28 protein-coding genes and 1 pseudogene are annotated in these 26,047 nt (G+C 39.8%); 21 read left to right on the top strand and 8 right to left on the bottom strand.

The features are described from left to right. Positions 1–79: 79 nt before the first annotated feature. The 3 genes and pseudogenes from QZ106_RS08405 to QZ106_RS08395 all read left to right on the top strand — a co-directional run. A pseudogene (locus QZ106_RS08405) lies at positions 80–394 on the top strand (THUMP domain-containing protein); the annotation flags it as partial. A 21-nt stretch (positions 395–415) separates the two neighbouring features. After that, positions 416–541: a 7-cyano-7-deazaguanine synthase gene (locus QZ106_RS08400; RefSeq protein WP_295976447.1), complete on the top strand. Its 126-nt coding sequence runs from the start codon at positions 416–418 to the stop codon at positions 539–541. Positions 542–842: 301 nt separating this feature from the next. Next, positions 843–1,052 (top strand): hypothetical protein, encoded by a 210-nt coding sequence (locus QZ106_RS08395; protein ID WP_295976396.1) that lies wholly within the window; start codon positions 843–845, stop codon positions 1,050–1,052. Between the two features lie 292 nt (positions 1,053–1,344). On the opposite strand, the gene QZ106_RS08390 is transcribed toward QZ106_RS08395, so the two are convergent. Further along, positions 1,345–2,400, bottom strand: coding sequence for a transferrin-binding protein-like solute binding protein (locus QZ106_RS08390; protein ID WP_295976395.1), 1,056 nt, complete (start codon positions 2,398–2,400; stop codon positions 1,345–1,347). Positions 2,401–2,648: 248 nt separating this feature from the next. Here QZ106_RS08390 and QZ106_RS08385 point away from each other — a divergent pair, with 248 nt between their 5' ends. Further along, on the top strand, positions 2,649–3,023 hold the full coding sequence (locus QZ106_RS08385) for a hypothetical protein (protein WP_295976393.1): 375 nt from the start codon (positions 2,649–2,651) through the stop codon (positions 3,021–3,023). Positions 3,024–3,043: 20 nt separating this feature from the next. Here the strand turns inward: QZ106_RS08385 and QZ106_RS08380 are convergent, their stop codons facing one another. Then, positions 3,044–3,481, bottom strand: coding sequence for a hypothetical protein (locus QZ106_RS08380; RefSeq protein ID WP_048750170.1), 438 nt, complete (start codon positions 3,479–3,481; stop codon positions 3,044–3,046). After that, the gene (locus tag QZ106_RS08375) at positions 3,481–4,515 is read right to left on the bottom strand and encodes an IS1595 family transposase (protein ID WP_295976390.1); all 1,035 of its coding nucleotides are present in this window, start codon (positions 4,513–4,515) and stop codon (positions 3,481–3,483) included. Before QZ106_RS08375 ends, QZ106_RS08380 begins: the two co-directional genes overlap by 1 nt. Positions 4,516–4,600: 85 nt before the next feature. Here QZ106_RS08375 and QZ106_RS08370 point away from each other — a divergent pair, with 85 nt between their 5' ends. The 4 genes from QZ106_RS08370 to QZ106_RS08355 are packed head-to-tail and all read left to right on the top strand — an operon-like array spanning position 4,601 to position 8,093. Next, positions 4,601–4,933: a helix-turn-helix transcriptional regulator gene (locus QZ106_RS08370; RefSeq protein ID WP_295976388.1), complete on the top strand. Its 333-nt coding sequence runs from the start codon at positions 4,601–4,603 to the stop codon at positions 4,931–4,933. A gap of 5 nt (positions 4,934–4,938) precedes the next feature. Continuing rightward, complete coding sequence (locus QZ106_RS08365) at positions 4,939–6,210, top strand: hypothetical protein (protein ID WP_295976386.1); 1,272 nt, start codon at positions 4,939–4,941, stop codon at positions 6,208–6,210. A 1-nt stretch (position 6,211) separates the two neighbouring features. Then, the gene (locus QZ106_RS08360) at positions 6,212–7,393 is read left to right on the top strand and encodes a DUF262 domain-containing protein (RefSeq protein ID WP_295976384.1); all 1,182 of its coding nucleotides are present in this window, start codon (positions 6,212–6,214) and stop codon (positions 7,391–7,393) included. Next, complete coding sequence (locus QZ106_RS08355; RefSeq protein WP_295976382.1) at positions 7,383–8,093, top strand: MAE_28990/MAE_18760 family HEPN-like nuclease; 711 nt, start codon at positions 7,383–7,385, stop codon at positions 8,091–8,093. Before QZ106_RS08360 ends, QZ106_RS08355 begins: the two co-directional genes overlap by 11 nt. A gap of 61 nt (positions 8,094–8,154) precedes the next feature. Here QZ106_RS08355 and QZ106_RS08350 read toward each other — a convergent pair whose 3' ends face one another. Then, positions 8,155–8,559 (bottom strand): helix-turn-helix transcriptional regulator, encoded by a 405-nt coding sequence (locus QZ106_RS08350; RefSeq protein ID WP_295976381.1) that lies wholly within the window; start codon positions 8,557–8,559, stop codon positions 8,155–8,157. A 154-nt stretch (positions 8,560–8,713) separates the two neighbouring features. Here QZ106_RS08350 and QZ106_RS08345 point away from each other — a divergent pair, with 154 nt between their 5' ends. The 5 genes from QZ106_RS08345 to QZ106_RS08325 all read left to right on the top strand — a co-directional run bounded on the left by QZ106_RS08345 (position 8,714) and on the right by QZ106_RS08325 (position 13,902). Continuing rightward, positions 8,714–8,914 (top strand): hypothetical protein, encoded by a 201-nt coding sequence (locus QZ106_RS08345; protein ID WP_005822158.1) that lies wholly within the window; start codon positions 8,714–8,716, stop codon positions 8,912–8,914. A 1-nt stretch (position 8,915) separates the two neighbouring features. Beyond that, positions 8,916–9,413, top strand: a complete 498-nt coding sequence (locus QZ106_RS08340; RefSeq protein WP_295976378.1) for a hypothetical protein — start codon at positions 8,916–8,918, stop codon at positions 9,411–9,413. A 376-nt stretch (positions 9,414–9,789) separates the two neighbouring features. Beyond that, on the top strand, positions 9,790–10,911 hold the full coding sequence (locus QZ106_RS08335; protein WP_295976376.1) for an IS1595 family transposase: 1,122 nt from the start codon (positions 9,790–9,792) through the stop codon (positions 10,909–10,911). A 332-nt stretch (positions 10,912–11,243) separates the two neighbouring features. Next, positions 11,244–13,400: a bifunctional 23S rRNA (guanine(2069)-N(7))-methyltransferase RlmK/23S rRNA (guanine(2445)-N(2))-methyltransferase RlmL gene (gene rlmKL / locus QZ106_RS08330; RefSeq protein WP_295976374.1), complete on the top strand. Its 2,157-nt coding sequence runs from the start codon at positions 11,244–11,246 to the stop codon at positions 13,398–13,400. Between the two features lie 166 nt (positions 13,401–13,566). Then, entirely contained in the window at positions 13,567–13,902 is a 336-nt protein-coding gene (locus QZ106_RS08325; RefSeq protein ID WP_295976372.1) for a cupin domain-containing protein, read from the top strand. Between the two features lie 69 nt (positions 13,903–13,971). On the opposite strand, the gene fur is transcribed toward QZ106_RS08325, so the two are convergent. The 4 genes from fur to QZ106_RS08305 all read right to left on the bottom strand — a co-directional run bounded on the left by fur (position 13,972) and on the right by QZ106_RS08305 (position 16,174). Continuing rightward, on the bottom strand, positions 13,972–14,412 hold the full coding sequence (gene fur, locus QZ106_RS08320; protein ID WP_295976370.1) for a ferric iron uptake transcriptional regulator: 441 nt from the start codon (positions 14,410–14,412) through the stop codon (positions 13,972–13,974). Between the two features lie 19 nt (positions 14,413–14,431). Further along, on the bottom strand, positions 14,432–14,956 hold the full coding sequence (gene fldA, locus QZ106_RS08315) for a flavodoxin FldA (RefSeq protein WP_021617022.1): 525 nt from the start codon (positions 14,954–14,956) through the stop codon (positions 14,432–14,434). 8 nt (positions 14,957–14,964) lie between these two features. Then, positions 14,965–15,243 carry a LexA regulated protein gene (gene ybfE / locus QZ106_RS08310; RefSeq protein ID WP_295976367.1) on the bottom strand — a complete coding sequence of 93 codons (279 nt, stop codon included), beginning with the start codon at positions 15,241–15,243 and terminating at the stop codon, positions 14,965–14,967. A gap of 130 nt (positions 15,244–15,373) precedes the next feature. Further along, positions 15,374–16,174 (bottom strand): alpha/beta fold hydrolase, encoded by an 801-nt coding sequence (locus QZ106_RS08305; protein WP_295976366.1) that lies wholly within the window; start codon positions 16,172–16,174, stop codon positions 15,374–15,376. 86 nt (positions 16,175–16,260) lie between these two features. Here QZ106_RS08305 and seqA point away from each other — a divergent pair, with 86 nt between their 5' ends. From seqA to apt, 8 genes are read left to right on the top strand one after another with little or no spacing between them, the layout of a single operon-like run. Continuing rightward, positions 16,261–16,887 carry a replication initiation negative regulator SeqA gene (gene seqA / locus QZ106_RS08300; protein WP_295976364.1) on the top strand — a complete coding sequence of 209 codons (627 nt, stop codon included), beginning with the start codon at positions 16,261–16,263 and terminating at the stop codon, positions 16,885–16,887. Between the two features lie 5 nt (positions 16,888–16,892). After that, complete coding sequence (gene menE / locus QZ106_RS08295; protein WP_295976446.1) at positions 16,893–18,314, top strand: o-succinylbenzoate--CoA ligase; 1,422 nt, start codon at positions 16,893–16,895, stop codon at positions 18,312–18,314. 2 nt (positions 18,315–18,316) lie between these two features. Further along, positions 18,317–21,643, top strand: a complete 3,327-nt coding sequence (gene mscK, locus QZ106_RS08290) for a mechanosensitive channel MscK (protein ID WP_295976363.1) — start codon at positions 18,317–18,319, stop codon at positions 21,641–21,643. A 22-nt stretch (positions 21,644–21,665) separates the two neighbouring features. Next, positions 21,666–22,739: a chorismate synthase gene (gene aroC, locus QZ106_RS08285; protein ID WP_295976361.1), complete on the top strand. Its 1,074-nt coding sequence runs from the start codon at positions 21,666–21,668 to the stop codon at positions 22,737–22,739. 21 nt (positions 22,740–22,760) lie between these two features. Continuing rightward, on the top strand, positions 22,761–23,633 hold the full coding sequence (gene mepA, locus QZ106_RS08280; protein WP_295976359.1) for a penicillin-insensitive murein endopeptidase: 873 nt from the start codon (positions 22,761–22,763) through the stop codon (positions 23,631–23,633). 3 nt (positions 23,634–23,636) lie between these two features. Beyond that, positions 23,637–24,404, top strand: coding sequence for a TSUP family transporter (locus tag QZ106_RS08275; protein ID WP_111305587.1), 768 nt, complete (start codon positions 23,637–23,639; stop codon positions 24,402–24,404). A 36-nt stretch (positions 24,405–24,440) separates the two neighbouring features. After that, positions 24,441–25,397 (top strand): lauroyl-Kdo(2)-lipid IV(A) myristoyltransferase, encoded by a 957-nt coding sequence (lpxM, locus tag QZ106_RS08270; protein WP_295976357.1) that lies wholly within the window; start codon positions 24,441–24,443, stop codon positions 25,395–25,397. A 21-nt stretch (positions 25,398–25,418) separates the two neighbouring features. Then, positions 25,419–26,030: an adenine phosphoribosyltransferase gene (gene apt / locus QZ106_RS08265; RefSeq protein ID WP_295976354.1), complete on the top strand. Its 612-nt coding sequence runs from the start codon at positions 25,419–25,421 to the stop codon at positions 26,028–26,030. Positions 26,031–26,047 lie beyond the last annotated feature (17 nt).

Genomic DNA, 26,047 nt, shown 5'->3' with positions numbered 1-26,047 from the left:
AAAATCCACCGCACTTCAACGCACTGAGTCGCTTAAAACTGCTATATCCCCGCCAATTTTTTCCAATCATCGAGACCTTATGAAACAACTTTTTGCCACCACAGCCCGTGGGTTTGAAGAGCTTTTGAAATACGAATTGACCGAGTTAGGTGCGCAGGATGCCAAAGTCGCGCAAGGCGGCGTGCATTACTGGGCGGATGACGAAACCCTGTATCGCACTTTACTTTGGAGCCGTTTGAGTTCACGAATTTTATTGCCTATCGTGCAAGCGAAAGTCTTTAGCGATTTGGATTTATATTCCGCTGTGGTGGGGGTGAATTGGTTGGATTATTTTGATGAAAAAGTCCATTTTTTCGTGGATTTTAATGGTACGAACCAAGAAATTCGCCATACCTAACTCGGCGCCTTTGATTACATCCGCCGACACACCCACACCTGCTACAACGGCGTCGAAGGCGGCTGCGGCGAATGCCCGAGTTGTGTCTTGAGAGAGCGCGGGTTGAAAGCATATTTACAGGAACTCGAAACAAAAAACATTTAGAAAAAATAGCACTCTTTTTTCTGACAGGTATGCAAAACCTAGTTTAATTTAATATGATATGTGAATATTCTTTTGAGGAATACTTGGCAGTTTGTTAGTGAGAATATTGGTGATTCATTTTTTTATAAGGAGATGGTATGGAAAATATGTTTATTGAATTAATGAAAGTTAATGATTTTTCTTTTTTTATATTTTATTGATTTGGTTATGTGTTTAAGTTTTATTAAAGATTTTTGGATCTAATTCTATAGAGTATGTTCATCGTTATTTAATATCTAAGAAAAATTCTAGAATTAAAGAATTGTTAGAGTTAAATGACATGATTACTGATTCTGAGTTAGATGACTTAGTTCAAGAAGAAGTAAAGTCTAGAGTCTTTGAGATGACATCTGGCATTTCTGTCGATAAGAGTATTCGAAGAAGTATTTTGTTTGTTTCTAAAGATAAAAATATTCCTTTATCTGATTTCAAAAAAGCGCAAAAGTTTTACGTATTATTGATGGTCATTTGAATGTTGTTATTAATAAAGTTGATGTCGTTGAAAAGTATTTCAATATATTTTATTCAACAACTGTATTCCTTGCGGGACTTTATTTCTTAATTATTCCTATAGTCGATATTGGTGGATTATCAGATGTCCAAAAACCAGAGATTTTTGCATTTTGTATTTTTATGTTTATATTTTCTCTTTATATTATATCAAGAAATCAAATCTTTAAATCTGCAGAAAAAATAAAAAGGATTTTATAAATATAATAAAAATACCCACGGTTGAGCGTGGGTATGTGGTGATATAGAAAGATTTATTTTGACCAGTTAGCTTTGGCTGAAAATGCACCGCTGAAGCCTTTTTCTTGGTTAGTATAAATGCCGCCCATTTCATTAGCGTCCTTCCCAAAGAAGGCTCCTTGCATGGTTGTGCCGTCTTTTGTTCCGCTGAATTGGTTGCCGGAGATTTTACCTTCCAGTTTAGAAACAACGTTATCCGGATAACCAGTTGCCAGTAATTGGCCATTAACTTTTTTCTCATCAAAGTTAGCGGTCATATCAATACCGACAATTCCCCATCTTGGCGGGTTGACGTCGGAAGCTCCCTCATTTAGGGTTTCGTTGTTGACATGGTAGCTACTTAATCCAAGATAACGTACTTCACCTGTACGTGGAATTTCATTTACCGGGGTTAATTCACCTTGTACATAAACATAGGTTTTGCCGTCCTTTTGGTTTTGATAGATGCCGTTTCTTGTGCTGGACATGAAGATTAATCCATTAACAAAGGCACCGGTACTTAAACGGGTTTCTCCGTCTTTATCCAAATAAGTGTATCCTGGATTCACACCTTCGGGTGCAATATCAATTCGTTTCCCGTCAACGTTTAATACATCAATATTATTTGAACTTAAACGATGCACTTTTGGATTCACAATTTTGTCATTTACATCACCGCTTTTATATTCATAAGCGACACCATTATATTTTCCACTGGTTGGAATGCTCACAATTGATACCGGTGTGCTTGGATCTGATGGTTGGGCCGGTGTTGTCGGTTGTTTAATTTGATTACTTGGTTGGTTTGGCTCAGTTGGTTGCGCCACTTGATTATTAGGCTGATTTGGCGTCGTCGGTTGTGTTACCTGATTATTCGGCTGGTTTGGTGCTGTTGGTTGGGTAACTTGATTACTTGGTTGACTTTGTGTTGTCGGCTGATTTGTTTGGTTGTTTGGTTGGCTCGGAGTTACCGGTTGAGTGATGGTGTTGTTGGTGTTATCCGTATGATTTGAATCATTACCGCTGGATGAGCACGCGGATAAACTTAATGCAGTAACAACAGCGAGAATAAATAAATTGAATTTATTCATTAGTGTTCCTTATTTACAATATAGTAAAGAGAGTGGTAGTCATTTATCGTCATTTACGACGGACAGGATAATACCAAAAAATAATAACAAAGCAAATTAGTAGGTTTTATAAAATAGACAGAAAACAGCAAAAAAGTGCGGTCAGTTTTCGCGATGAATCCGGTATTATGTAGCAGTTGCACAAAGATTTAACCGATTAAAAACCTTAAAATCCCTATTGAAACTTTAACTCGATAGGGATTTTTATTATGGCACAAAAGCTGCTGAAACACGAATTAGTGGGACGCCTATTAAAGCTAAAAGAAAAACAAGATGAGCTGACGGTGCAAATGCAGTGTTTATCACAAGAGATTAACGCATTAGCTCAACCTTATATGCCGAAAGAACCAAAACCGCAGCCCTTGATTACGATGCGATTAGTTGCCCAAGTTTTGCGTGAAAATCCCGATTGGATGTTTTGTAGTGAGATTGCTGAAAAAGTCTTAATATTGGGAGGAATGCCACAATTTGTTGATGTCGGTGATAAGCATTATAACGCGGTTAACCGCATACTGGTGAAATTACATAAAAGAGGAATTATTGAACGTTGCTTCAGATCTTGGCGATTAAAGCCTTTGGAATAGAAAATAGCGGTATTTATCCGCTATTTTTGTTTCAGTCGCCATTTGACATCAGTCACGCCTCTTTCTAGTCGTTCTACGACACCTTTTGTCAGCCAATGTTTTAACGCGCCACGTACCGAAACCGTATGCTTTGGACGAACGATAGGGTCTTGTCTGTCTTTTATTAAGACAATCTCAGTGATTTCATTGACCGTAAAATAATGGTCGGGTTGGGCTTTGAGTACCGCTAAGACCATTGGTCTTAATTTTCCTCGGAATCTATGTTTGTAGGTTCGATATGAATAAACCTCAGTATCGTATTCATCGGTTAAGGCTTCATCTTCCATCACTTCAAGGGCATCGTTGAGCTTTTGGATTTTTCTTTCGACTAATTCGAGGTGTTCTAGCACTTGTGTTCGTTCACGCTGCAAGCGGTCGATTTTAGCCTGAATTTGGCTAAAGTAGATTTTATTTCCCATTACATTATCAACCTTTCTGCTTGTCTATGATTACCCTGCCAATAGCCTTGCCAGTCTGTTGTATTGTCGGTAGCAAGACAATGCCTGAGTGTGCTGTTAAATAGGCTTAAATTATCCACACGGCGATTATCTTCTCGATAAGCACATTCGTTGGCGTAGTTATCAAGATACTTATTGCTGATTTTATGGTGCGTACCGATAATCATACGCTTAAAGCGACTGAAATAGCTTTCTGCAAGATTGTTAGTGATACCTTCATCACTGCGATACTCTTTTTGATGGTTTACGCGACGCAAATCGTAGTGAATCATCAATTCGTCATAAGCTGAGTTTTCGTCTGCGTGAATACGACTGCCAGCCTTAATATAGCTTGTTGCCAATTTATTCACGACGTGACTATTTTCCGATAAAATCGGAAAGGTTAAGGTTTTCTTTGCGCCCACTAAATACGGGTTTTCTGCGGTTTCTTCTTCGGTATAACGGCTTCGCATCACCAAAATTGACCGTTTATTCGGATTAGTATTTTCTTTCAGCCGTCTGTCCACGCGCTCCGATTTCTTATTCTTTGGTCGCGGGGCGGAATGCACATAAGTGCCGTCGATATGAATTTCACCTGAAAGCGGAAATAACTGTTTCTGAATTTGTAAACTTTCACGGATTTTGTGAGCAAGCGTAAAAGCCGTCTTATATTGCACGTTCAAGTCGCGTGAGAGCTGACAAGCGGAAATGCCCTTTACCGCATTCACAAATAAGGCGATAGCGAATAAATAAGTTTGAATCGGTAACTTGTGATTCGCAAAAATCGTCCCTGAGGTAATACTAAAGGTATGTTTACAATGCTTGCATCGCCATTGCTTACGAGTAGAGATAAAGTAGGCTTCATGTTGTACACCGCATTTAGGGCAAACTTGTTCGTTTTCGCTTCTCCAGCGTAATTCATGCAGTAAAGAAAATGCATCTGCATCAGATAGTTGAGCTATCTTTAGCGGACTTAATTTTCTTGCAGAGCTAGATAACAAAAAATGCTGTGCCATAAATCTAAAAAAATGTAAAATGTGGGTATATAAGATGATTTAATCATACTCAAAAACTACATACAAGTCAATATGAGATACAAAAATGAGTATAAGCAACCGTTTAAGAGAGGTGATGGAGTATAAAGGCTTGAGTATTAAAGCCTTTGCTGAATTACTTGATATGCCTTACCGTACCCTTCAAAACTATTTACTTAATGAACGTGATCCGAGTGCTGAAGTTTTAATCAAGATCAGTGATGTGTTGAATGTTGATTTGAATTGGTTGATGCGTGGTGAAGGGAATATGTTTCGAACTCATTCAAGTGGAAAACTAACGGAGAAAGAGCAAGCTCTGATCAATTATTATCGAATAATGCCCAATGATATGCAAATCGCATTTGATATATCGTTCAAAATTCTATCAGAAAAACGTTAATAAACATGAATTTGATAACCCCTAAACTTAACAGAAGAAATAATTCTAGTTTATATCCTTACTATGCAGGATATTCTTACGAATTTGTCTATAATACATTATCTAAGTATGTGAATGATGCTTCTGCTGTATTAGATCCATGGTCAGGTACTGGATTGACATCAATTACAGCAAAGCAATTTGGTTGTTTTTCAACTGGGATAGATTTAAATCCAGTAATGACAGTCATAGCTAAAGCTAATAATATTTCTAGAGAATTATCACCATCAATTACTTCTCTTAAAGCAGACATAATAAAAAAATTTAAATATTCTAGAAATCACTTTAGAAATGATGATGGGCTTAATTTATGGTTTAATTCTTATACTGTAGGTATCATTAGATCTTTAGAGATGATCATCTACAATCTATTAGTTAGTTCAAAAAAAAGGGATAATTTGTTAGTTGATGAAAATAGTCTAAGTAGCCTAGCAAGTTTTTTTTATATTGTTTTATTTAAGATTGTTAAACAATATATAAAAAAGAATTTCTCATCATCTAACCCAACATGGGTTAAAGTTGCTAAATGTAATGATAATAAAATAAATTTAGATAAGTCAACTATTATTTATTTATTTGATAAGTTACTTGATGAGCAATTAGTGACTATAAATTCTATAGAACATTTCAATAAACAATGTGATTTGTCTAAATTTATCACAAGTAATTCAAGTGATCTCCCTATAGCCGATAATTCTATAGATTATATATTAACTTCTCCACCGTATTGTACGAGAATTGACTATGCTGTAGCAATGAGACCCGAACTATCTATATTAGGTATTGATGATAGTTTATTTAAAAATCTAAGAAATTCAATGACAGGTTCTACAACAATTAGAAAACAAAGAGTGTACTCTAAACAACAATGGGGATTGGAATGTAATAGGTTTTTGAACCAAGTAAAAGAGCATTCATCAATAGCTTCTAAGGGATACTACCATACTAATTTGTTGCAATATTTTGATGATATATATAATTCATTTTATGAGATCTCTCGAGTCTGTAAAGTAGGGGCTAATTTTAGTCTTGTAGTACAGGATTCCTTTTACAAGGATATTCATAATAATTTACCTTTATTTTTTGAGGAAATGTTGGTTGGTTTAAATTTTAAAAAGACTGATATTGTATCATTTAAAAGTAATTCATTTGATAATATAAACCCTAGATCCGCAAAATATGTAAAAAAACAAAAAACCCGAGAGTTCTTTATTAATTTTCACTATGAAGGAAAGTAATATGAATAATATAAGTCAAATAATAGAAGATGTAGAGAAACAAGTAACTCAAACTCACACAAGACAACTCGATCTTTCTTTTAATGAAATTGCTGATATGTATCAAAATGGTGAGTTAAATATTAGCCCTTCATTTCAAAGGCTATTCCGATGGTCTGAGGATAAACAATCTAGGTTCATTGAATCTCTAATACTTGAGATGCCAATACCTCCTATTTTTGTAATAGAAATAGAAAATGGTAATTATGAACTTATTGATGGTTTACAAAGAATATCAAGTTACTTGAATTTTAGGGGATTTTTAAAAAAGATATGTGTAGATGATGAGGATACAGAGACGGTCAATGACTCTGAAGCAGACAATCTAGATAATCTACCACTAGTTCTAACGGGATGTGATATAGCGCCATCACTTAATGGCTTAACTTATGAAGAATTACCAGCAGCATTTCAAATTCGTTTAAAAAGAAGCTTTGTTAGAGTACAAGTAATTCGTAAAGAAAGTAATAAGGTATTACGCTATCATATGTTTAAACGCCTTAATACTGGCGGAGAAAAGCTGGAGTCGCAAGAAATTAGAAATTGTAATATTCGGTTATTAGATAACAAGTTTGCTGATTTTTTGAAATGCATTGCAAAAGATAATAATTTCACTAGTACAGTAAAAACCACAGAAGAAAAATTAAAAAGTGCATACTTAGAGGAGTTAGTACTTAGATATTTTGCTTATAAAAATTATCGTTCTAAATATAAGAAAGATATTGAACCATTTCTTGATGAATATATGGAGTGCGTGTCCTTGCCTCAAGAGCATGAAAATTATCAACATTTTAATTATGATGATGAAGAAAGAATATTCAAAAAACTTTTTTCAGTATTGAATAAATCGTTAGGAGTATCATCCTTTGGAGCTACAACGATCTCCGGCAAAATATCTGAATCTTTTCGGATTTATCATTTTGAAGCTATTACTCAAGGAATATTACCTGTATTAGAATACATTGATGAAGGTTCTGATGATTCCATAAATACTTTGAAAGAAGCTTTGGAAAATATTAAGAAAAATTGTAATTTTATAGATATGACTACTGGGGGAGGAAAAAATACGCGTAATCGTTTAGACGAAAGAATATCTTTTGTTGAAAATAATCTTAAAGAGGTATTCAAGAATAATGACAACTAATTCCTTAGATACACTTCTAAGTCAAATAGAAGAGGATAAAATGTGGAGGGAAGAAGAGCTTAGATTCTTTGAAAACCAATTAGCTAATATTAGAGATAATTCGGATAAACAAAAATTTTTCTCTAAGGCTTTGATTCTACTTCTTTATTCAATTTTTGAAGGGCATGTAAAATTTATTTTTGAATGTTATGTTAGAGAAATAAATAATCAACGCTTAAATTGTAAAGATGTAATAACGGAATTAACTGCAAGTAACTTAAATAGAATTTTTGAAGAATTTAAGAATACTCAGCGCATACCCAAAAACCATCCTATATTTAAAAAAGAACATTCAAAAGGATTTGTAGAATTGGGAAGGAGAATTGAATTTCTTGATAATTTAGATCAAATTATGTCATCTCCTATTTACCTCGATGTATCTAAAATTGTTGACACAGAATCCAATTTAACAAAAGATGTTCTGCTAAGAATTTTATTTCGTATTGGTTTTGATAATAATATATTAGATACTCACATTCAGGCTATTAATAAGCTTCTTGAGTTTCGTAATGCAATAGCTCATGGCTCACGAAAAAATGGTTGGAGTTATGATGAATATATTGATATAAAAACAAATATATTTGATTTAATTTCACTGATACGCCATAGTGTAATTACTAATTTTTCAGGGAAGAAATTTTTGAGAAATTTTCATACTTAAAACGATGCGAGTCTATAGCAGAAAGTAAGGTATAGCAACTACTTTAAACTCACTATGCCTTTTATTTTAAATTAAGATGTTCTAATAAATTTTTAAGAGCCTTAATTTCACTATCTTTCTGCTCAAGCAACCTATTCAACAAGTCTTCCTTTTCTCTCGAGTGAGAAAGCTCCAACTTCAACCGCTCAATCTCAATCAACATTTGAGTTTCCCCACCACCTTGATAGACCGAACCTAGTGGCGATTCAATTTGAAAGCAGATATTTTTCTCACCTGATTGGATCAACTCAACAACATCAATATCTAAGATTTGAGCAATTTGCTCTAACTTATCTAGGTATAACTTCGTTTCACCACGCTCAATCTTGGCATAGCCATTCAATGACATATTCAGTTTTTCAGCCATCTGTTCTTGCGACCATTCTTTTGATTCACGGATTCTTCGGATTTTCTCGTTGATATTCATTCTTTACCCACTAATTGATGAGTGTACCCACAACTAGTGTGGTTGATATACACCGTTAGTTACTACATCAGACTGTATACATACTATACCATATACAACAAGGTTTTCCCTTAAATTTTTCCCTGATATTGATTTTTAGTTATAAGGAAACATTATGAAAGAACTGATTTACTTCTACCTTATTGTCGGTTGCTACATTGCACATCGTAGAACATCTCATCTTGATGCTAATTCAGCCGAATTTCTAAAAACATACCTGAAAATAGTATGTACATATCCTAAAGAGTTATTTAGCAAAATACCTAGTTTAAAGAAAAAAGAGTCTGAAAATCCTGAAAAACAACAAGGAGAATAAAATGGCTTTTTCTAAGTTTGGAAAATATATTTTTCCAGTGATTGCTACTGCATTTAGTATAGATGTTTTAGTGCCTAGTATATCGCCTTTACAACTAGTACCTACCTTTCAAAAGGAAATTGAGTGCGATGATTATGTTGTTGAAGAAACAGTCCGCAGATTCATTAACGAAGGAATCCGAGCTCAAAATGTTCAAGCAAATAAACTCGCTCAATTTTTTGTAGGACACGCTACGCAAGGGTTAGACCGCTCCAATCCACTCTGGGATATGTTTGGTCGAGCAATGGAAGGTGCAGGAAGTATTGCTGAAGGTACAACAAGAATGCAGAATTATATTGCATTTTCTTCTTTTGAATCTAAAGAAATATCTGATAACAACGGTGTGAAGAAGTGTAGAATTATGGCTAATTCTATTGGTAACAGATTATCAGGTAGCGCAGACTATATTACACATAACTATATTGTGAGCATTAATGGTAATCAGGTTAGTGTTGATTAACTTGTTATATAGCCATTTTTTAGAATCACAGTTCATAAGCAACTCAGCAATGGGTTGCTTTTTTATTTGACAGAAAAACAACGTAGATCTATATTAAATACCGTTCATCGTTGATGAACATCTACAATTTGCCAATGAACCATTTATTCATATTTAGCCTAGTTTCTTTCAAAGAAGCACAGCGAACCATATAGGCGTAGAACCCTTTTATTAAGGCTCTATTTTCGGTTTGCAACTCATTTATTAAAGTCCACGTATTTCTTGTGGCAGTACGGTATTCAGGGCAAAACGCTTTGAGCCGACCTGAAAATTCAGGTGGGCGTTTTTTTATGTCTGGCGTTTAGCTTTGAGTACCTTGTACACACAAGGAATACTTATGGCTCATTACTTACTTTCAAGCAAATCCAAAACATTATCTCTTAAACATATCTTCCGCCTAAGTGAAGATGAAGCCTTCAAACTTTTAAAAGCAAACCGTTGGGGAAATCCTGATAATGTTTGTGATGTTTGCTGTCCGCATTGTGGAATCCGCCACAATGCTTACTTTCTTACATCTCGCAAACGTTGGTGTTGCAAACATTGCCAACGCTACTTCTATATTACGACGAATACGGCATTTGCTTTTCATAAATTGCCGTTTGTAGATATTTTGGCTGCTATTCTTCTCTTTGCGAATGAAGTTAAAGGTATTTCAGCAATCACCATGAGCCGTCATCTTAATATCAGCTATAAAACCGCCTTTGTACTTTGCCATAAACTGCGTGAAGCCCTATTCAAAACACGTGATTTAACGCCAATGCAAGGTGAAATTCACGAAGATGGGGCATGGATAAACTTTACCTTACGCAAAACCAACTACCACAAAAATCGAAGTAAACAACGAGATAGTAAGACAAAATTTCCCAAATTTAGACCGACTAAACGCTGTATTATCAGCTTAAATCAACATGCTTCCAATGATGAAACATTATGGGGTTCAAATCGTACCATTGTTGCAATGGATTATAGTGAAAGTGCTAACACCGTTCTTGCCTTAAACCATCAATTCGTGAAACAAGGTAGTGATATTATGTGTGATGAAAATCCTGCTTATAACGGATTAGATTTTCACTACAATAAATGGGCGGTTAATCATCAAGAAGCCTTTAGTGCTAAAGGTATCAACAATAACCTTGCAGAATCTTTTAACGCAAGATTCCGTGATTTACATCGTGGTGTACACCACAAATGCGATAACAAATATGCCCTACATTATGCTAATCAAGCAGCGTTTATGTCCGATAACCGCCAAAAGTCTAATGGCGACCTATTTAGTGATATTCTCAAACGTTGCTTATGGGTATTACCGTTAAGGGAATGGGTGGGTTACTGGCAAGGGAATCATCGCACGCAAGAGCTTATCGGTATGACTGCATTTAGCTCCGAAGAAATTTCCCAGTCCTACTTCAAAAATCTCAACGAAAGAATGAAGTACGAGCAAGAGTTACTGGCTGCCTAATTTTCTTAATTGCAAAACTAATTAGAATGAACAGGGAAATCTGCTTACCTTTGACAAGGTTGAGCGGATTAGCTACGCCTGTAATAAGGAAATATTGTGTAATCAGTGAGGGAATCGGCTAAAATACGGTAAAAGAAATGCTCTTAACCCTGTTTTTGGAGTTAAGAGCATCGAAAATTTTACTGCAGTTAAGATTGCATTTAGATCTTTGTGCAACTGCTACATAATACCGGATGAATCTAAAATATCCGTAAAATCCACCGCACTTCAACGCACTGAGTCGCTTAAAACTGCTATAATTCCCGCCAATTTTTTCCAACCATTGAGATCTTATGAAACAACTTTTTGCCACCACTGCCCGTGGGTTTGAAGAGCTTTTGAAATCCGAATTGACCGAGTTAGGCGCACAGGATGCCAAAGTCGCGCAAGGCGGCGTGCATTATTGGGCAGATGACGAAACCCTGTATCGCACTTTGCTTTGGAGCCGCTTGAGTTCACGTATTTTATTGCCTATCGTGCAAGCTAAAGTCTTTAGCGATTTGGACTTATATTCCGCTGTGGTGGGCGTGAATTGGTTGGATTATTTTGATGAAAAAGTCCATTTTTTCGTGGATTTTAACGGTACGAACCAAGAAATTCGCCATACCCAATTTGGCGCGATGCGTGTGAAAGACGGCATTGTGGATTATTTTGAACGCCATGGTCTAGCCCGTCCAAACGTGGATAAAGAACAACCGGATATTCGTATTCATGCGTATTTGAATCGTGATGACGTGGTGCTGTCGCTTGATTTAAGCGGCGATGCGTTGCACATGCGCGGTTATCGTGAAGACACCGGCAAAGCGCCGTTGCGTGAAACCTTGGCGGCCGCGATTGTGTTGCGTTCCGGTTGGCAAAAAGGCACGCCGTTGGTGGACCCGATGTGTGGCTCCGGTACGCTATTGATTGAAGCGGCACAAATGGAAGCACAAATTGCCCCGCAATTATATCGTTTGCATTGGGGCTTTGATTTTTGGCAAGGGCATAATCAGGCAGCGTGGGAAAAGGTGAAGGAAGAGGCCTTAGCCTTGGCGGAAGCCGAAAAACAACGTGAAAATCTACCGCACTTTTATGGCTTCGATTTGGATCATCGCGTGTTACAAAAAGCCAAACAAAACGCCAAAAATGCCGGCGTGGCGCATTTGATGCAATGGCAACAGGGCGATGTGGCGGCGATAAAAAATCCAAGTCCGAACGTGGCGGGCACGGTGATTTGTAACCCACCGTACGGCGAACGTTTAGGCACAACGCCGGCGCTGATTGCCTTGTATTCTGTGTTTGGGCAACGCTTAAAACAACAATTTGCCGGCTGGAACGCCTCTATTTTCAGTGGTGAACCAAGCCTATTGGATTGCTTGCGTTTGCGTTCTCATCGTCAGTTTAAAGCGAAGAATGGCCCGTTGGATTGTGTCCAGAAAAATTATCAAATTGCCGAGCGCACAGAGCAAAGTGCGGTAGAAAACACCCTAGAATTTGACCACACTTCTTCGGTAACGTCTGAAGTGGCGGTGGATTTTGCGAATCGCCTACAAAAAAATATCAAGAAAATTGAAAAATGGGCGAAGCAGCAAGGACTAGACGCTTATCGCTTATATGATGCGGATTTGCCGGAATACAATTTAGCGGTGGATCGTTATGCTGATCACATTGTGGTGCAGGAATATGCTGCGCCGAAAAATATTGATGAAAACAAAGCGCGCCAACGGTTGTTGGATGCGGTGAATGCCACCTTGCAAGTGACCGGCATTGAAACCAATAAGTTGATTCTGAAAGTGCGCCAAAAACAAAAAGGTACCAATCAATATGAAAAATTGGCAAATAAAGGCGAGTATTTTTATGTGAACGAATATGGCGCGAAGTTGTGGGTGAATTTAACGGATTATTTGGATACCGGCTTGTTTTTGGATCACCGCCTGACCCGTAAAATGTTGGGCGAAATGGCGCAAGGCAAAGATTTCCTCAATTTGTTTGCTTACACCGGTTCGGCAACAGTGCATGCAGCGTTGGGTAAGGCAAAATCGACCACGACCGTGGATATGTCAAATACCTATCTCAACTGGGCGGAACAGAATTTGTTGTTGAACGACATTGAAGGTAAACAACACAAACTGATTCAAGCGGATTGCCTGCAATGGCTAGAGCAATGCGACCGTCAGTTTGATTTGATTTTTGTTGATCCGCCGACATTCTCCAATTCAAAACGGATGGAAGACAATTGGGATGTGCAACGGGATCATATTAAGTTAATGACGAATTTAAAACGTATTCTGCGCCAGAATGGCACCATTGTGTTCTCTAACAACAAACGCGGTTTCAAAATGGATTTTGCTAAGTTGGAAGAATTAGGCTTAAGTGCGGTGGAAATTTCTCACAAAACCTTGCCGTTGGATTTTGAACGCAATAAGCAAATTCATAATTGTTGGTTATTACAAAAAGATGCAGACAACTAAAAAAATGACCGCACTTATGCGATATCTGGGCAAGTTTAATGCGTTTGCGTTAAAAAGAGGGTAGGTTTAAATTATCAAAATAATAATGAATTTCATTTGTGATGGGAATATAATTATTTTGCCGTAACAAGGCGGTTCTATTGAATCATGTCAAGGAGGTATAGGGATGTTAAAGAATATTGAAAAAGCAACTGTTCTTAAACTGAATGATCTTTTAACTTATCAAGACGGTCAGGTCATTAGCAAAACCTTTTCACAAAATCCTGCCGTCGGGTTGACGATGTTTTGTTTGCCGAAAGGTGAGGAGATTAGTGCACATAAATCTCGTGGCGATGCATTGGTCACTATGCTTGAAGGAAAGACAAGAATTACGATTGATAAAACCGATTATGAGGTAAGTGCCGGAGAAAGTATTGTGTTGCCGGCAGATGTTCCCCATGCGTTATTTGCGTTAGAGAATTTTAAAATGTTTTTAACGGTGGTTTTCCCAAAAGATAAATAAGTCTTTAGATCAAAGTGTGTTGAAATGAAAAGAACCGAATGCATCGTACATTCGGTTCTTTTTATGGCATTATTTTTTGTTGTTTTCTGGGCATTGATTAATGTCACTACATTTGCCATAGAGATATAGACTGTGGCTGGAGAGTTCAATGCCGTGCTGTTTACTGATTTCTTTTTGGCGATTTTCAATTAATTCATCATTAAATTCAAATACTTTACCGCAATCGGTGCAGATAATATGGTCGTGATGTTGGGTTGGCGCCAACTCAAAAACCGATTTATTTCCTTCAAAGTTATGGCGAATTAAGATTTTGGCTTCATCGAATTGATTTAAAACACGATATACCGTTGCTAAACCAATGTCTGAACCATTCTCCAATAGCATTTTGTAAACATCTTCTGCGGAAAAATGCTGTTCACTGTGTTTTTGCATTAAAGCAAGAATCGTCAAACGGGGTTCCGTAATTTTCAATCCTGCTTTTTTTAATAATTTGATGTTTTCTTCAGACATAACAGCTCCTTTTTTGCTATTAAGCTAACTCAGCCAAACACATTTCGTCATAAACTTGTTTAACCCATTTGTTGACACGTTCAGACGTTAATTCCGGTTGACGATCTTCATCAATGCATAATCCGACAAACGTATCATCGTCAACTAATGCTTGTGAAGATTCAAAGTTGTAACCTTCTGTCGGCCAATGTCCGACAATAATCGCACCGTGCGGCTCGATAATATTACGCACGGTTCCCATGGCGTCACAGAAATAATCTGCATAATCTTCCTGATCGCCACAGCCAAAGATGGCGACAAGTTTATCCGTAAAATCAATTTGCTCTAATGTTGGGAAAAAGTCATCCCAGTCACATTGCGCTTCGCCGTAGTACCACGTCGGAATACCGAATAAGAGAAAATCGTAAGCCTCGATATCTTCTTTGCTACTTTTGGCAATATCGCGAATATCAACTAATTCGCTGCCTAATTGTTTTTGAATCATTTTGGCAATGTTTTCTGTATTGCCAGTATCACTACCATAAAATAAGCCGACAACAGCCATCTTGTTACCTATTTATTAATGTTAAAATAATCTTGTAAAATTATGCCAATAAGCTCGGCACGATTCACATTTCGTAGGGATGCTAAATCTTCTAATTGTTGAACCAAGTCCGCATGCAATTTTAATTCGACACGCTTTAATCCACAGGATTTATCACGTTTTAATTGATTGCGCTTATTAATACGGATTTGTTGTTCCCGACTCAGTGGATTGGTTTTCGGACGTCCAACTCTACGAATTTCGTTAAATAAATCTAAAGTAATACAGTCAGAATCTTGTTTTGCCATTTTGTTAACCACTGACCTGTAAGTCGACTTCTGCCATTCTAACCAAAGAGAATTATTTCAGAAGTGATAATGATAAGCCACAACCAAATTTGGGAGAAAACTATATCATAATTAACAAGCAAATGAAATTCTATTTAGATTCCCCGTGGCTATCAATTCTATTTAAAAAATGTGTGATTGCACGGATAACAAATTGCGGTTTTTCCGCATGAACCCAATGTCCGCTACCGTTAATGGTAAAGGAGGCAGCGTGTGGGCATTGGGATAAAATCCGATCGGTGTATTCGGGTAAAATGTAGGAGGAATTGCCACCTTTGATAAACAAGCAAGGTTGTGTGATGTGGCGTGATTCCCAGCCCATTAAGTGAGGGTAATTGTGTTTAAGTGCGGTCAAATTAAAGCGAAAATAATCGGCACTTGAGGCATCAAAGGATTTCAACATAAACTGTTGTACGCGTTCATCCTGAATATATTGCGCTAAAATGGGCTTAGCCTCTTGACGGGTATGGGGTTGTGCATTTTTTACAGCAAATAAACCGTTGAATACATCATCGTGCCCATGTTCGCCATACGCGACAGGCGCAATATCAATCACCACTAAGCGTTTTACTAATTCAGGGTAATTTGCCGCACAAACCATAGCGGTTTTTCCCCCCATGGAGTGCCCGATTAAAATCACTTCACGAATGCCCAAAGAATGAATCACGTCAGCTACATCTTTTGCCATTAAATCATAATTCATGTCTTCGCTATGAAAACTCAAGCCGTGATTACGTAAATCCACCCGTAGAATGGAATAATCATCACTGAATGCGCGGGCGATGACGCCCAAGTTATTCATATCGCCGAATAAACCGTGAATGAACACCAAAACAGGTTTATTAATTGCTTGTTTTAATTCATTAAATTGGAAGTTGAGTAATTTTTTCATCGGTTAAATTTGGGGCTGGAGAATTTGCTTACAGCTCGTTATAATGTGTCAAAAGGTTAAAGAGATCAAGCAAGTGGAGAGAGAAAATGAAAATTATCGAAGTGGATGAAGAGCTTTATCAATACATTGCCGGTAATACGCAATCAATTGGTGAAAGCGCTTCGGATATTTTACGTCGTTTGCTCAATCTTTCCACGAAAAACAGCTATGTTCCTTTTGCCGAGAGTTTATCTTCGTCAGTTGAACATTCTTCTTCCGCTAACACGAAACAGGACGCCAAAAAAGTCAATGCAGCGCCGGAATCAAGCGATGCAATAAAGCCTGCTGTGAAAAAGCAGCCTGATGCCGTAACGCAAAAAACCATTGAGAAATTAGAAGCGTTACTCAACTCAGAAGCATTTAAACAAGAAAATAAAGCGGTTATTCGTTTCTTAAATATTCTGACAATTTTATATCGCACCAATCCGGAAGGGTTTGCTCTCGCCACCGAGTCATTGCAAGGACGTACGCGCGTTTATTTTGCCCGTGATGAAGGCACCTTGCTGATGGCGGGGAACCACACGAAACCAAAACAAATTCCTGACACGCCATATTGGGTGATCACAAATACCAACAGCGGTCGTAAAATGCTTATGTTGGAAGGCGCGATGCAGTCCATGCATTTGCCGGAACAATTAATTGATCAAGTGCGGTCATTTTTTACGGCAAATTAATGCTTATGGCACTTGGTCGTCAATTTGCACAATCTCCTTTATTTTCCAAGCGAATCGCCTTGCAAGTTTTGCAAGGCGACGCTTTTACATGGCCGCAACTCCTCGAAAAAACACAGCAAATCTCCACATATTTACAACATCTTGGTGTGAAGCCACAAAATGGCATCGCATTGTGTGGGAAAAATCGCCTAGAACTGGTGTTATTTTATTTATCGGCGATTCAAATCGGTGCCCGCGTTTTAATGCTCAACCCCATGTTTCCACTGGAAAAACGTATTGCGCTTTGCCAATCCTATAATGCGGATTTTTTCTTTACCACAGATCACGAAGAATGTGTTGCAGAATCCCAAAAGTGCGGTGAGATTTTCAGGTGTTTTTTTACTTTTTCGGATGCCATAAAGCAGGCAGAGAAAATCGAGGCTTTCGGCGATTTTCCCGTTAATTTGACGCAACCGGCGACCATGACGCTCACATCAGGTTCCACGGGCTTACCCAAAGCCGTTGTGCATAATGCGCAAGCACATTATGCAAACGCACAAGGCGTATGTGATTTAATGCAATTTGGTGCGGCAGATTCATGGTTGCTTTCATTGCCGTTGTATCACGTCTCCGGGCAAGGCATTGTGTGGCGTTGGTTGACGACTGGGGCAACCTTGGTGTTACCCGGTGAGGATTTTTATGCGGCCGTCAATCAGGTGACTCATGTCTCCTTAGTGCCAACGCAAGTGCAACGCTGGTTACAGTATTTGCAGGAAAAACCAACAGCAATACAAACACGCGCCGTATTGCTTGGCGGGGCACATATTCCGTTAGCACTGACACAATCGTTACATCGTCTTGGTGTGAAAAGTTATTCCGGTTATGGCATGACAGAAATGGCCTCCACGGTGTTTGCTAAACAAAGTGATGAAAAAAACGGGGTAGGACAGCCCTTAGCTGGACGTGAATACTGTTTGCACAATGAGGAAATTTGGTTGCGTGGTGCAGGCTTGGCGCTAGGTTATTGGCAACAGGACCGCATCGTTTCTCTTCTTAACGAACAAGGTTGGTTTGCCACCAAAGATAAAGGTGTGTGGCACGACGGCGAACTTGTGATTTCAGGGCGAATTGATAATATGTTTATTTCCGGTGGGGAAAACATTCAGCCGGAAGAAATTGAAAAGTGGATTCTACAGTCTGATTTAGTCAAACAGGTTTTTGTGTTGCCTGTCACCGATCCGGAGTTTGGTCAACGACCGGTGGCCATTGTAGAATGGCGAGAATCGACAAAAAGTGCGGTGGAAAATCTGAACGGATTTTTACAAGGGCGATTGGAACGTTTTAAACAACCTGTTGCCTATTATGAATTGCCGTTAAATTTAAGCGACGGCGCAATCAAAGTTTCTCGGAAAACGTTAGCAGACTGGCTAGCGAAACAATTAGGATAAATATGAAAATAAACGCGTTTTTAACCGCACTTTGTGCTGCCTTATTTTTAAATATGGCGGTCTCACAAAGCGCCTTTGCCGATCAAAATACTCTGTCTTTGCCAACGGAAAAAAGCCTCAAGGCGGATCTTGCTACGGCACAAAAAATGCCGGATGGCGATGAAAAACAAACGTTGGTCACAGATATTCAAACCTCTTTGGATCTCTTGCAACAAATTCAAGCGCAGCAAAAGACCAATGAGGCGCTACAAGCTACCTTGAATGGCGCAGATGCTGAAATTCAAAAAAATAGTGCTGAGTTACAAACGCTGAAAAAGCAATTGGATACGGTAAAAGCGGCAGATTATCAATCTCGTCGCTTAGCGGATCTACAGGCTCAGCTTGAAAAATTAACCGAACAACAACAGGAAACGCAATCAGCGTTAGGGGTAGTGAATAGTCAATTGGCGGGGCAAAGCTCCGTATCTGAGCGGGCGCAAGCCACATTAACCGCCAATTTGAAGCGTGCGCAAGAGCTTAATCAAAAGCTTGGCGATAGTACGACTTCAGCAGCATTGAAACAGCAGGCTCAGTTAGAGTTACAACTGATTGAGCTGAAAAATAATTACAATCAAATTCTACTGAAAAATAGCGATCAGTTAACGGTGTTATACCAAAGCCGTTATGACTTATTAAACGCCCGAGCGCAAGTGCAACAGCAACAAATTTCCGCAATGCAAGAGGCGATTAATCAACAGCATTTGGCACAAACACAAAATCAAGTTGATCAAGTACAGCAACAAAGCCAAAGTGCGGTTAAAAATAATTATATTCAGAAAGAGTTGGAGCGTAATGCGCAACTGAGCCAATTTTTATTGGAACAAACGGAAAAAACCAACACCTTAACGCAAGATGAATTGCGTATGCGTAGCGTGTTAGACAGCTTAACGCAAACACAGCGTACGATTGATGAACAAATTAGTGCGTTGCAAGGCACCTTGGTGTTATCACGAATCATCCAACAGCAAAAACAAAAATTACCGACAAACTTAAATATCCAAGGTCTATCAAAACAAATTGCGGATTTGCGTGTGCAAATTTTTGACATGACCCAACGCCGCAATGAGCTTTATGATTTGGAAGCGTATTTAGCGAAAGTTCAAGTCGAGCAGAATCAAACCTTTACGGCAGAAGAAAAAGCACAGCTTACTAATTTGTTGACGGAGCGCCGTAAAATTGCCTCCGATGTGATTAAATCTTTAAATAACCAATTAAATTTGGCGATTTCTTTAGAATTGACACAACAGCAAATTACACAGCTTAGCGATCAAATTCAGGCGAAGTTGGATCAGCAAAGCTTTTGGGTCAAAAGCAATAATCCGATCAATTTAGCGTGGTTTAAGCAGTTACCGATGTCACTTGGTGAGCAATTTGAGGGAATTAGTAAAAAATTAGGTTTTCCGAAAAATTTTGATAACTTGCCTTATTTGCTCATGTTTGTGGCAATTTTGGTACTGATTGGCGGTATTATTTTCAGATTTAAAACACTGATTAAACAACGTTTAGCCACCATTAACAGTGAAATTAATACACTTCGTTCCGACAGTCAGTGGCATACGCCAATGGCGCTTTTATTGACAGCGATTATCGCTTTGCCATCCACATTATGGTTTTTAGCCGTATGCCAACTGTTAGGCTTTTTCTTTGTTCGAAATCCGGCGGAATTTTGGCAATGGTCGTTGAGTATGGCGGCATACTGGTGGTTCTTTAGCTTTGTGCTTGCACTTTTACGACCGAATGGTATCTCCGTTCGTCATTTTGGTTTTTCTCAGGATGAAGCGGAAAAACTGAGAGCGGTGACGAAACGAATCATTGTCGCGGTAGTATTATTATTGAATACCTCGGTTTTCAGTAATGTCATGGATAGCGGTTTAGCCAATGATGTGCTTGGCGAATTGAATACCATGGTTGCCTTGATTTTTTGTATCGCCATTATTGCTCCACGTTTTCGTAGAGCCTCAAAAACATTAGGCCAGACAAATCGTGATCACCGAGATGAACTGGTTTTAAAAATTGTCCGCATTTTATTGCAATTAGTGCCGGTCGGATTGATTGTATTGGTTGCGCTCGGTTATTACTACACCGCACTTAACTTGATTAACCATATGATTAACACCTACATCGCTTGGGTGGTTTGGTCGTTGGCGCGCCATACGATATATCGTGCGATTACGGTTTCCTCCCGTCGTTTAGCATACCGTCGCGTGCAAGAAAAACGTCAGCAAAAAGCTACGAAAGCCAATGATGGATCCTCTGCAGAGGATGTCGTGGTGGTGAGCGAACAAGAAGAGGGTATGGCGGTCAACCAAGTGCGCAGTCAGTTGTTACGTTTTGGCGATTTATTCATTTGGACGGCATTGTTTGCGATTTTCTATTATGTGTGGTCGGATTTAGTTACTGTAGCCAGTTACTTACGCGATATTACGTTATGGCAACAAACGACCACAACGGAAACCGGTGTGGTAACCGAAAGTATTTCGCTATTTAACTTAATTGTTGCTTTAGTAATTATCGGTATTACTTACATTTTGGTGCGCAACCTGCCGGGGATTTTAGAAGTGTTGATCTTCTCCCGTGTGAAGTTGTCGCAAGGCACGCCTTATACGATTAATACCTTATTAACCTATCTCTTAGTGGCTATTGGAGGCGCATGGGCGTTTGCCACCTTAGGGATGTCATGGTCTAAATTGCAGTGGTTATTCGCCGCGCTTTCTGTGGGTCTCGGTTTCGGTATGCAGGAAATTTTTGCGAACTTCGTGTCGGGTATTATTCTCTTATTTGAACGTCCGATTCGAGTCGGTGATACCGTGACCATTAACGATGTGACCGGCACGGTCGCAAAAATTCGTATTCGTGCAATTACGATTATCGATCCTGATCGCAAAGAAGTGATTGTGCCGAATAAATCTTTTGTGACCGGACAAGTCACTAACTGGGCGTTATCCAATACCATTACCCGCTTAGTGATTTCGGTCGGGGTGGCATATGGTTCCGATTTAGACTTGGTTAAACGCTTATTGTTACAAGCGGCGGCTGAGCAAGCTAATGTAATGAAAGAACCTGAACCAAGTGCTTTATTCATCAGTTTTGGCGCCAGCACCTTAGATCATGAATTGCGGGTTTATGTGTCTCAAGTCTCCGAGCGTACAAATACCATTGATGCGTTAAACCGCCGTATTAACGAATTATTTGCGGAACATAATATTGAGATCGCCTTCAATCAGCTTGATGTCTTTATCAAAAATCAAGATACCGGCGCGATTATGCCGTTGGTGGAAGTGAAATCATAAATCGAATGGAAGAGAGAAGATTATGGCAGGAAATACGATTGGGCAATTGTTTCGCGTCACCACCTTTGGTGAATCTCATGGCATCGCACTAGGTTGTATTGTTGATGGTTTGCCACCGAATATGGCGCTCTCGGAGGCCGATATTCAGCCGGATTTAGATCGCCGTAAACCGGGTACCTCTCGTTATACCACGCCACGTCGTGAGGACGATGAAGTGCAAATTTTATCCGGCGTCTTTGAGGGCAAAACTACCGGTACCAGCATTGGCATGATCATCAAAAACGGCGACCAACGTTCGCAAGATTACAGCGAAATTAAAGATCGTTTTCGCCCGGGCCATGCCGATTTCACTTATCAGCAAAAATACGGTATTCGAGATTATCGCGGTGGCGGCCGGTCTTCTGCCCGTGAAACAGCTATGCGTGTGGCGGCAGGTGCTATTGCAAAAAAATATTTACGTGAACAATACGGCATTGAAGTTCGCGGCTTTTTAAGCCAAATCGGCAAGGTAAAAATCTCGCCCCAATCCCTTGCAAACATCGATTGGGCGGAAGTGTATGACAATCCGTTTTTCTGTCCGGATAAAAGTGCGGTGGAAAAATTCGATGAATTAATTCGTGAATTGAAAAAGCATGGCGATTCCATCGGCGCAAAATTAACCGTCGTTGCTGAAAATGTGCCGGTAGGCTTAGGCGAACCGGTATTTGACCGTTTAGATGCAGATTTAGCCCATGCTCTCATGAGCATTAATGCGGTAAAAGGCGTAGAAATCGGCGATGGTTTTGCCGTCGTAGAACAACGTGGTAGTGAACATCGTGACGAAATGACGCCGGAGGGGTTTCTTTCTAATCATGCGGGGGGCATTTTGGGCGGTATTAGCTCAGGACAACCGATTATTGCGACCATTGCGTTAAAACCCACCTCCAGCATCACCCTTCCGGGGCGTTCCGTCAATCTTAATAACGAACCCGTAGAGGTGGTGACCAAAGGTCGTCATGACCCTTGTGTAGGTATTCGCGCCGTGCCGATTGCCGAAGCGATGATGGCGATTGTGTTGTTAGATCATTTGTTACGATTTCAAGCGCAGTGTCGATAATTTGCAACAGGGGAATAAATAGTGAATAAGATTTTTCATCAACTCATCAAGAGTGCGGTCATTTTTAGCAGCGTTTTTTTTGCGACCTCCACTTTTGCAGCACCACAAGACTGGCAACAGATCAAACGTCCGATTCCGGCAGAAAACGGTAAAGCCGAGGCGATTGGTAGCTATTCTAACGGCTGTATTATTGGTGCGGAGCCCTTGCCGTATAAAGGTGAAGGGTATCAAGTCATTCGGATGAATAAGAACCGTTATTATGGCCATCCGGACATGATTCGTTATTTGCAACGTCTTGGGCAACGCGTCAAAGCGGCTGGCTTACCGACCATGCTGGTGGGCGATATCGCCATGCCGGGGGGCGGACGTTTTTTGACGGGACACGCCAGTCATCAAATGGGGTTAGATGCCGACATTTGGTTGCGTATGGGCAGCATGTCTGACACGGATGCGTTGAATTCTGACGGCAAAGGTTTGTTGGTGGTGAACCGCAAAGCACAACGGGTAGATGAGAGCGTTTGGACGGCCAATCACGCAAAACTGATTAAGTTAGCCGCAGAAGATCCGAAAGTAACGCGTATTTTTGTTAATCCGGCGATTAAATTGAAACTTTGTGAAACGGCAGGTTCAGATCGTGCTTGGTTGCATAAAATCCGGCCGTGGTTTGGGCATGACTCCCATTTTCATGTGCGGCTCACCTGCCCGCAAGGCGCACAACATTGTGAAAATCAGGCTCCGGTGCCAGCCGGAGATGGCTGCGATAGCGAACTTTATTCTTGGTTTGAACCGGCAAAACCCGGGGCAACACCAAGTAAGCCCAAAGTCACACCGCCGGAACCTTTTTTGTGTCAACAGCTCTTGAACTCACCAAATCGGAGTGAATGGTTGGAGTAAGGGATGGAATTCGGTCTTGATATTTTAGCCATTTTATTTGTGGTCGCTTTTGTTGCCGGTTTTATTGACGCCATTGCCGGCGGTGGCGGATTAATCACGATTCCGGCGTTGCTGATGACAGGCATTCCGCCTGCGGTCGCGTTGGGGACTAACAAGCTACAAGCCTGTGGTGGTTCCTTTTCTGCGAGCCTTTATTTTTTGCGCAAAAGAGCGGTCAATTTTTCGGAAGTTTGGCTAATCTTGCTGATGATTTTCTTTGGTTCTGTCGCCGGAACGATTTTAATTCAGCTGATTGATGCCTCCGTCATTAAAAAAATTCTGCCATTTTTAATTTTAGCCATCGGTGTTTATTTTTTAGTGACGCCTAAACTGGGCGATGAAGATCGTAAACAACGTCTGTCTTATCCGATTTTCGCTTTTTGTATCGGCACATGGATGGGTTTTTATGACGGATTTTTCGGGCCGGGCACCGGTTCTATTATGAGCTTGGCATGTGTGACATTACTTGGTTTTAACTTAGCGAAGGCAACCGCCCATGCCAAAGTCATGAATTTTACCTCTAACTTAGCTTCATTAATTTTTTTCCTTATTGGGGGGCAAATTTTATGGACGGTCGGTTTGGCCATGATGGCGGGACAATTTATTGGCGCCAATTTAGGCGCTAAAATGGTGATGACAAAAGGTAAAACGTTGATTCGCCCAATGGTGGTGGTTATGTCTTTTATCATGACGATAAAAATGGCCTTTGATCAAGGCTGGTTTAATTTCTAACGGGATAAAGTGCGGTGAATTTCCGCAACGTTTTTTATGGCAGATTCTCAACAAAATATTCGTTTAACGGCACGTGTCGGCTATGAGCCGCATTTCTCGTGGTCCTATTTAAAGCCTAAATACTGGGGCATTTGGCTCGGTATTTTGGTTTTGCTGTTACTGGCGTTTATTCCTTTTCGTTTGCGCGATAAATTTGCCGCTAAGATTGGTTTGTTGGTTGGACATAAAGCGAAAAAGCAACGCAAACGCGCGCAAATTAATTTGCAATATTGTTTTCCGCAATGGTCGGAACAACACCGCGAACAGGTGATTGATGACATGTTTGTTGTATTGACGCAAGTGATGTTAGGGATCGGCGAAATTGCGGTTCGCTCGAAAAAACATTTGCAACAGCGCAGTGAATTTATTGGCATTGAACATATTAAACAGGCAAAAGAGCAGGGTAAAAATGTGATTTTGCTGGTGCCGCACGGTTGGGCAATTGATGCGTCAGGCATTATTTTGCACACTCATGGTATTCCGATGACATCCATGTATAACCCGCATCGCAATCCGCTGGTGGATTGGCTTTGGACGCTGGCACGCCAACGTTTTGGTGGCAAAATGCATGCGCGCCAAAATGGTATCAAACCGTTTTTGAGCCACATTCGACAAGGACAAATGGGGTATTATTTGCCGGACGAAGATTTTGGTGAAGAACAAAGCGTGTATGTGGATTTCTTTGCGACCTACAAAGCAACCTTGCCGGGGATTAATAAAATGGCGAAGTTGGCAAAAGCCGTTGTGATCCCGATGTTTCCGCGTTATAACGCGCAGCTGGGTAAATACCAAATGGAAATTCATCCGGCAATGGACCTTAGTGATGATCCGCAGCAATCTGCTCGCGCCATGAACGCAGAAATCGAAAGTTTTGTCACCGAAACACCGGAACAATACGTGTGGATTTTGCAGCTTCTGCGCACCCGAAAAAATGGCGAAGATCTTTATGATTAATGTTCGGCAATCTTGCGATTTATGATAATATGCGCGCCGATTTATAATTTTAATTTGTGTGAAAAAACAACCGCACTTTTAGGTAAAAAAATGGAAAAACAACTTGCACTCATTGCTTCCTCAATTAAATCCATTCCTGATCATCCGAAACCGGGGATCATTTTTCGTGATATTACCAGCTTAGTAGAAGAACCGGCGGCGTTTCGTGCGGCGATCGATTTGATGGTGCAACATTGCAAAGATAAAGGCATTAATAAAGTCATTGGGACGGAATCCCGTGGCTTTATTTTTGGTGCACCGGTGGCATTGGCATTAAATGTACCTTTCGTGTTGGTACGCAAACCGGGCAAATTGCCGCGTGAAACCATTGCGCAATCTTATGAATTGGAATACGGACAAGACACCTTGGAAATTCATGTGGATTCCATTCAAAAAGGTGATAACGTATTGATTATTGATGACTTATTGGCAACAGGCGGAACCGTTGAAGCCACGGTTAAATTAGTACAACGTTTGGGCGGCGAAGTGAAGTATGCGGCATTCGTGATCAATTTACCGGATCTCGGCGGCGAACAACGCTTACGCGATTTAGGCGTAGAACCTTATACTTTAGTTAATTTTGCTGGTCATTAATTTTCTAAACGGGCAGG

The sequence above is a fragment of the uncultured Aggregatibacter sp. genome, from assembly GCF_901873365.1.
In the GTDB taxonomy this organism is placed as follows: Bacteria; Pseudomonadota; Gammaproteobacteria; order Enterobacterales; family Pasteurellaceae; genus Aggregatibacter.
Note: the sequence above shows the minus strand (reverse complement) of the source record. Positions and strands in the feature narration are given on the sequence as shown.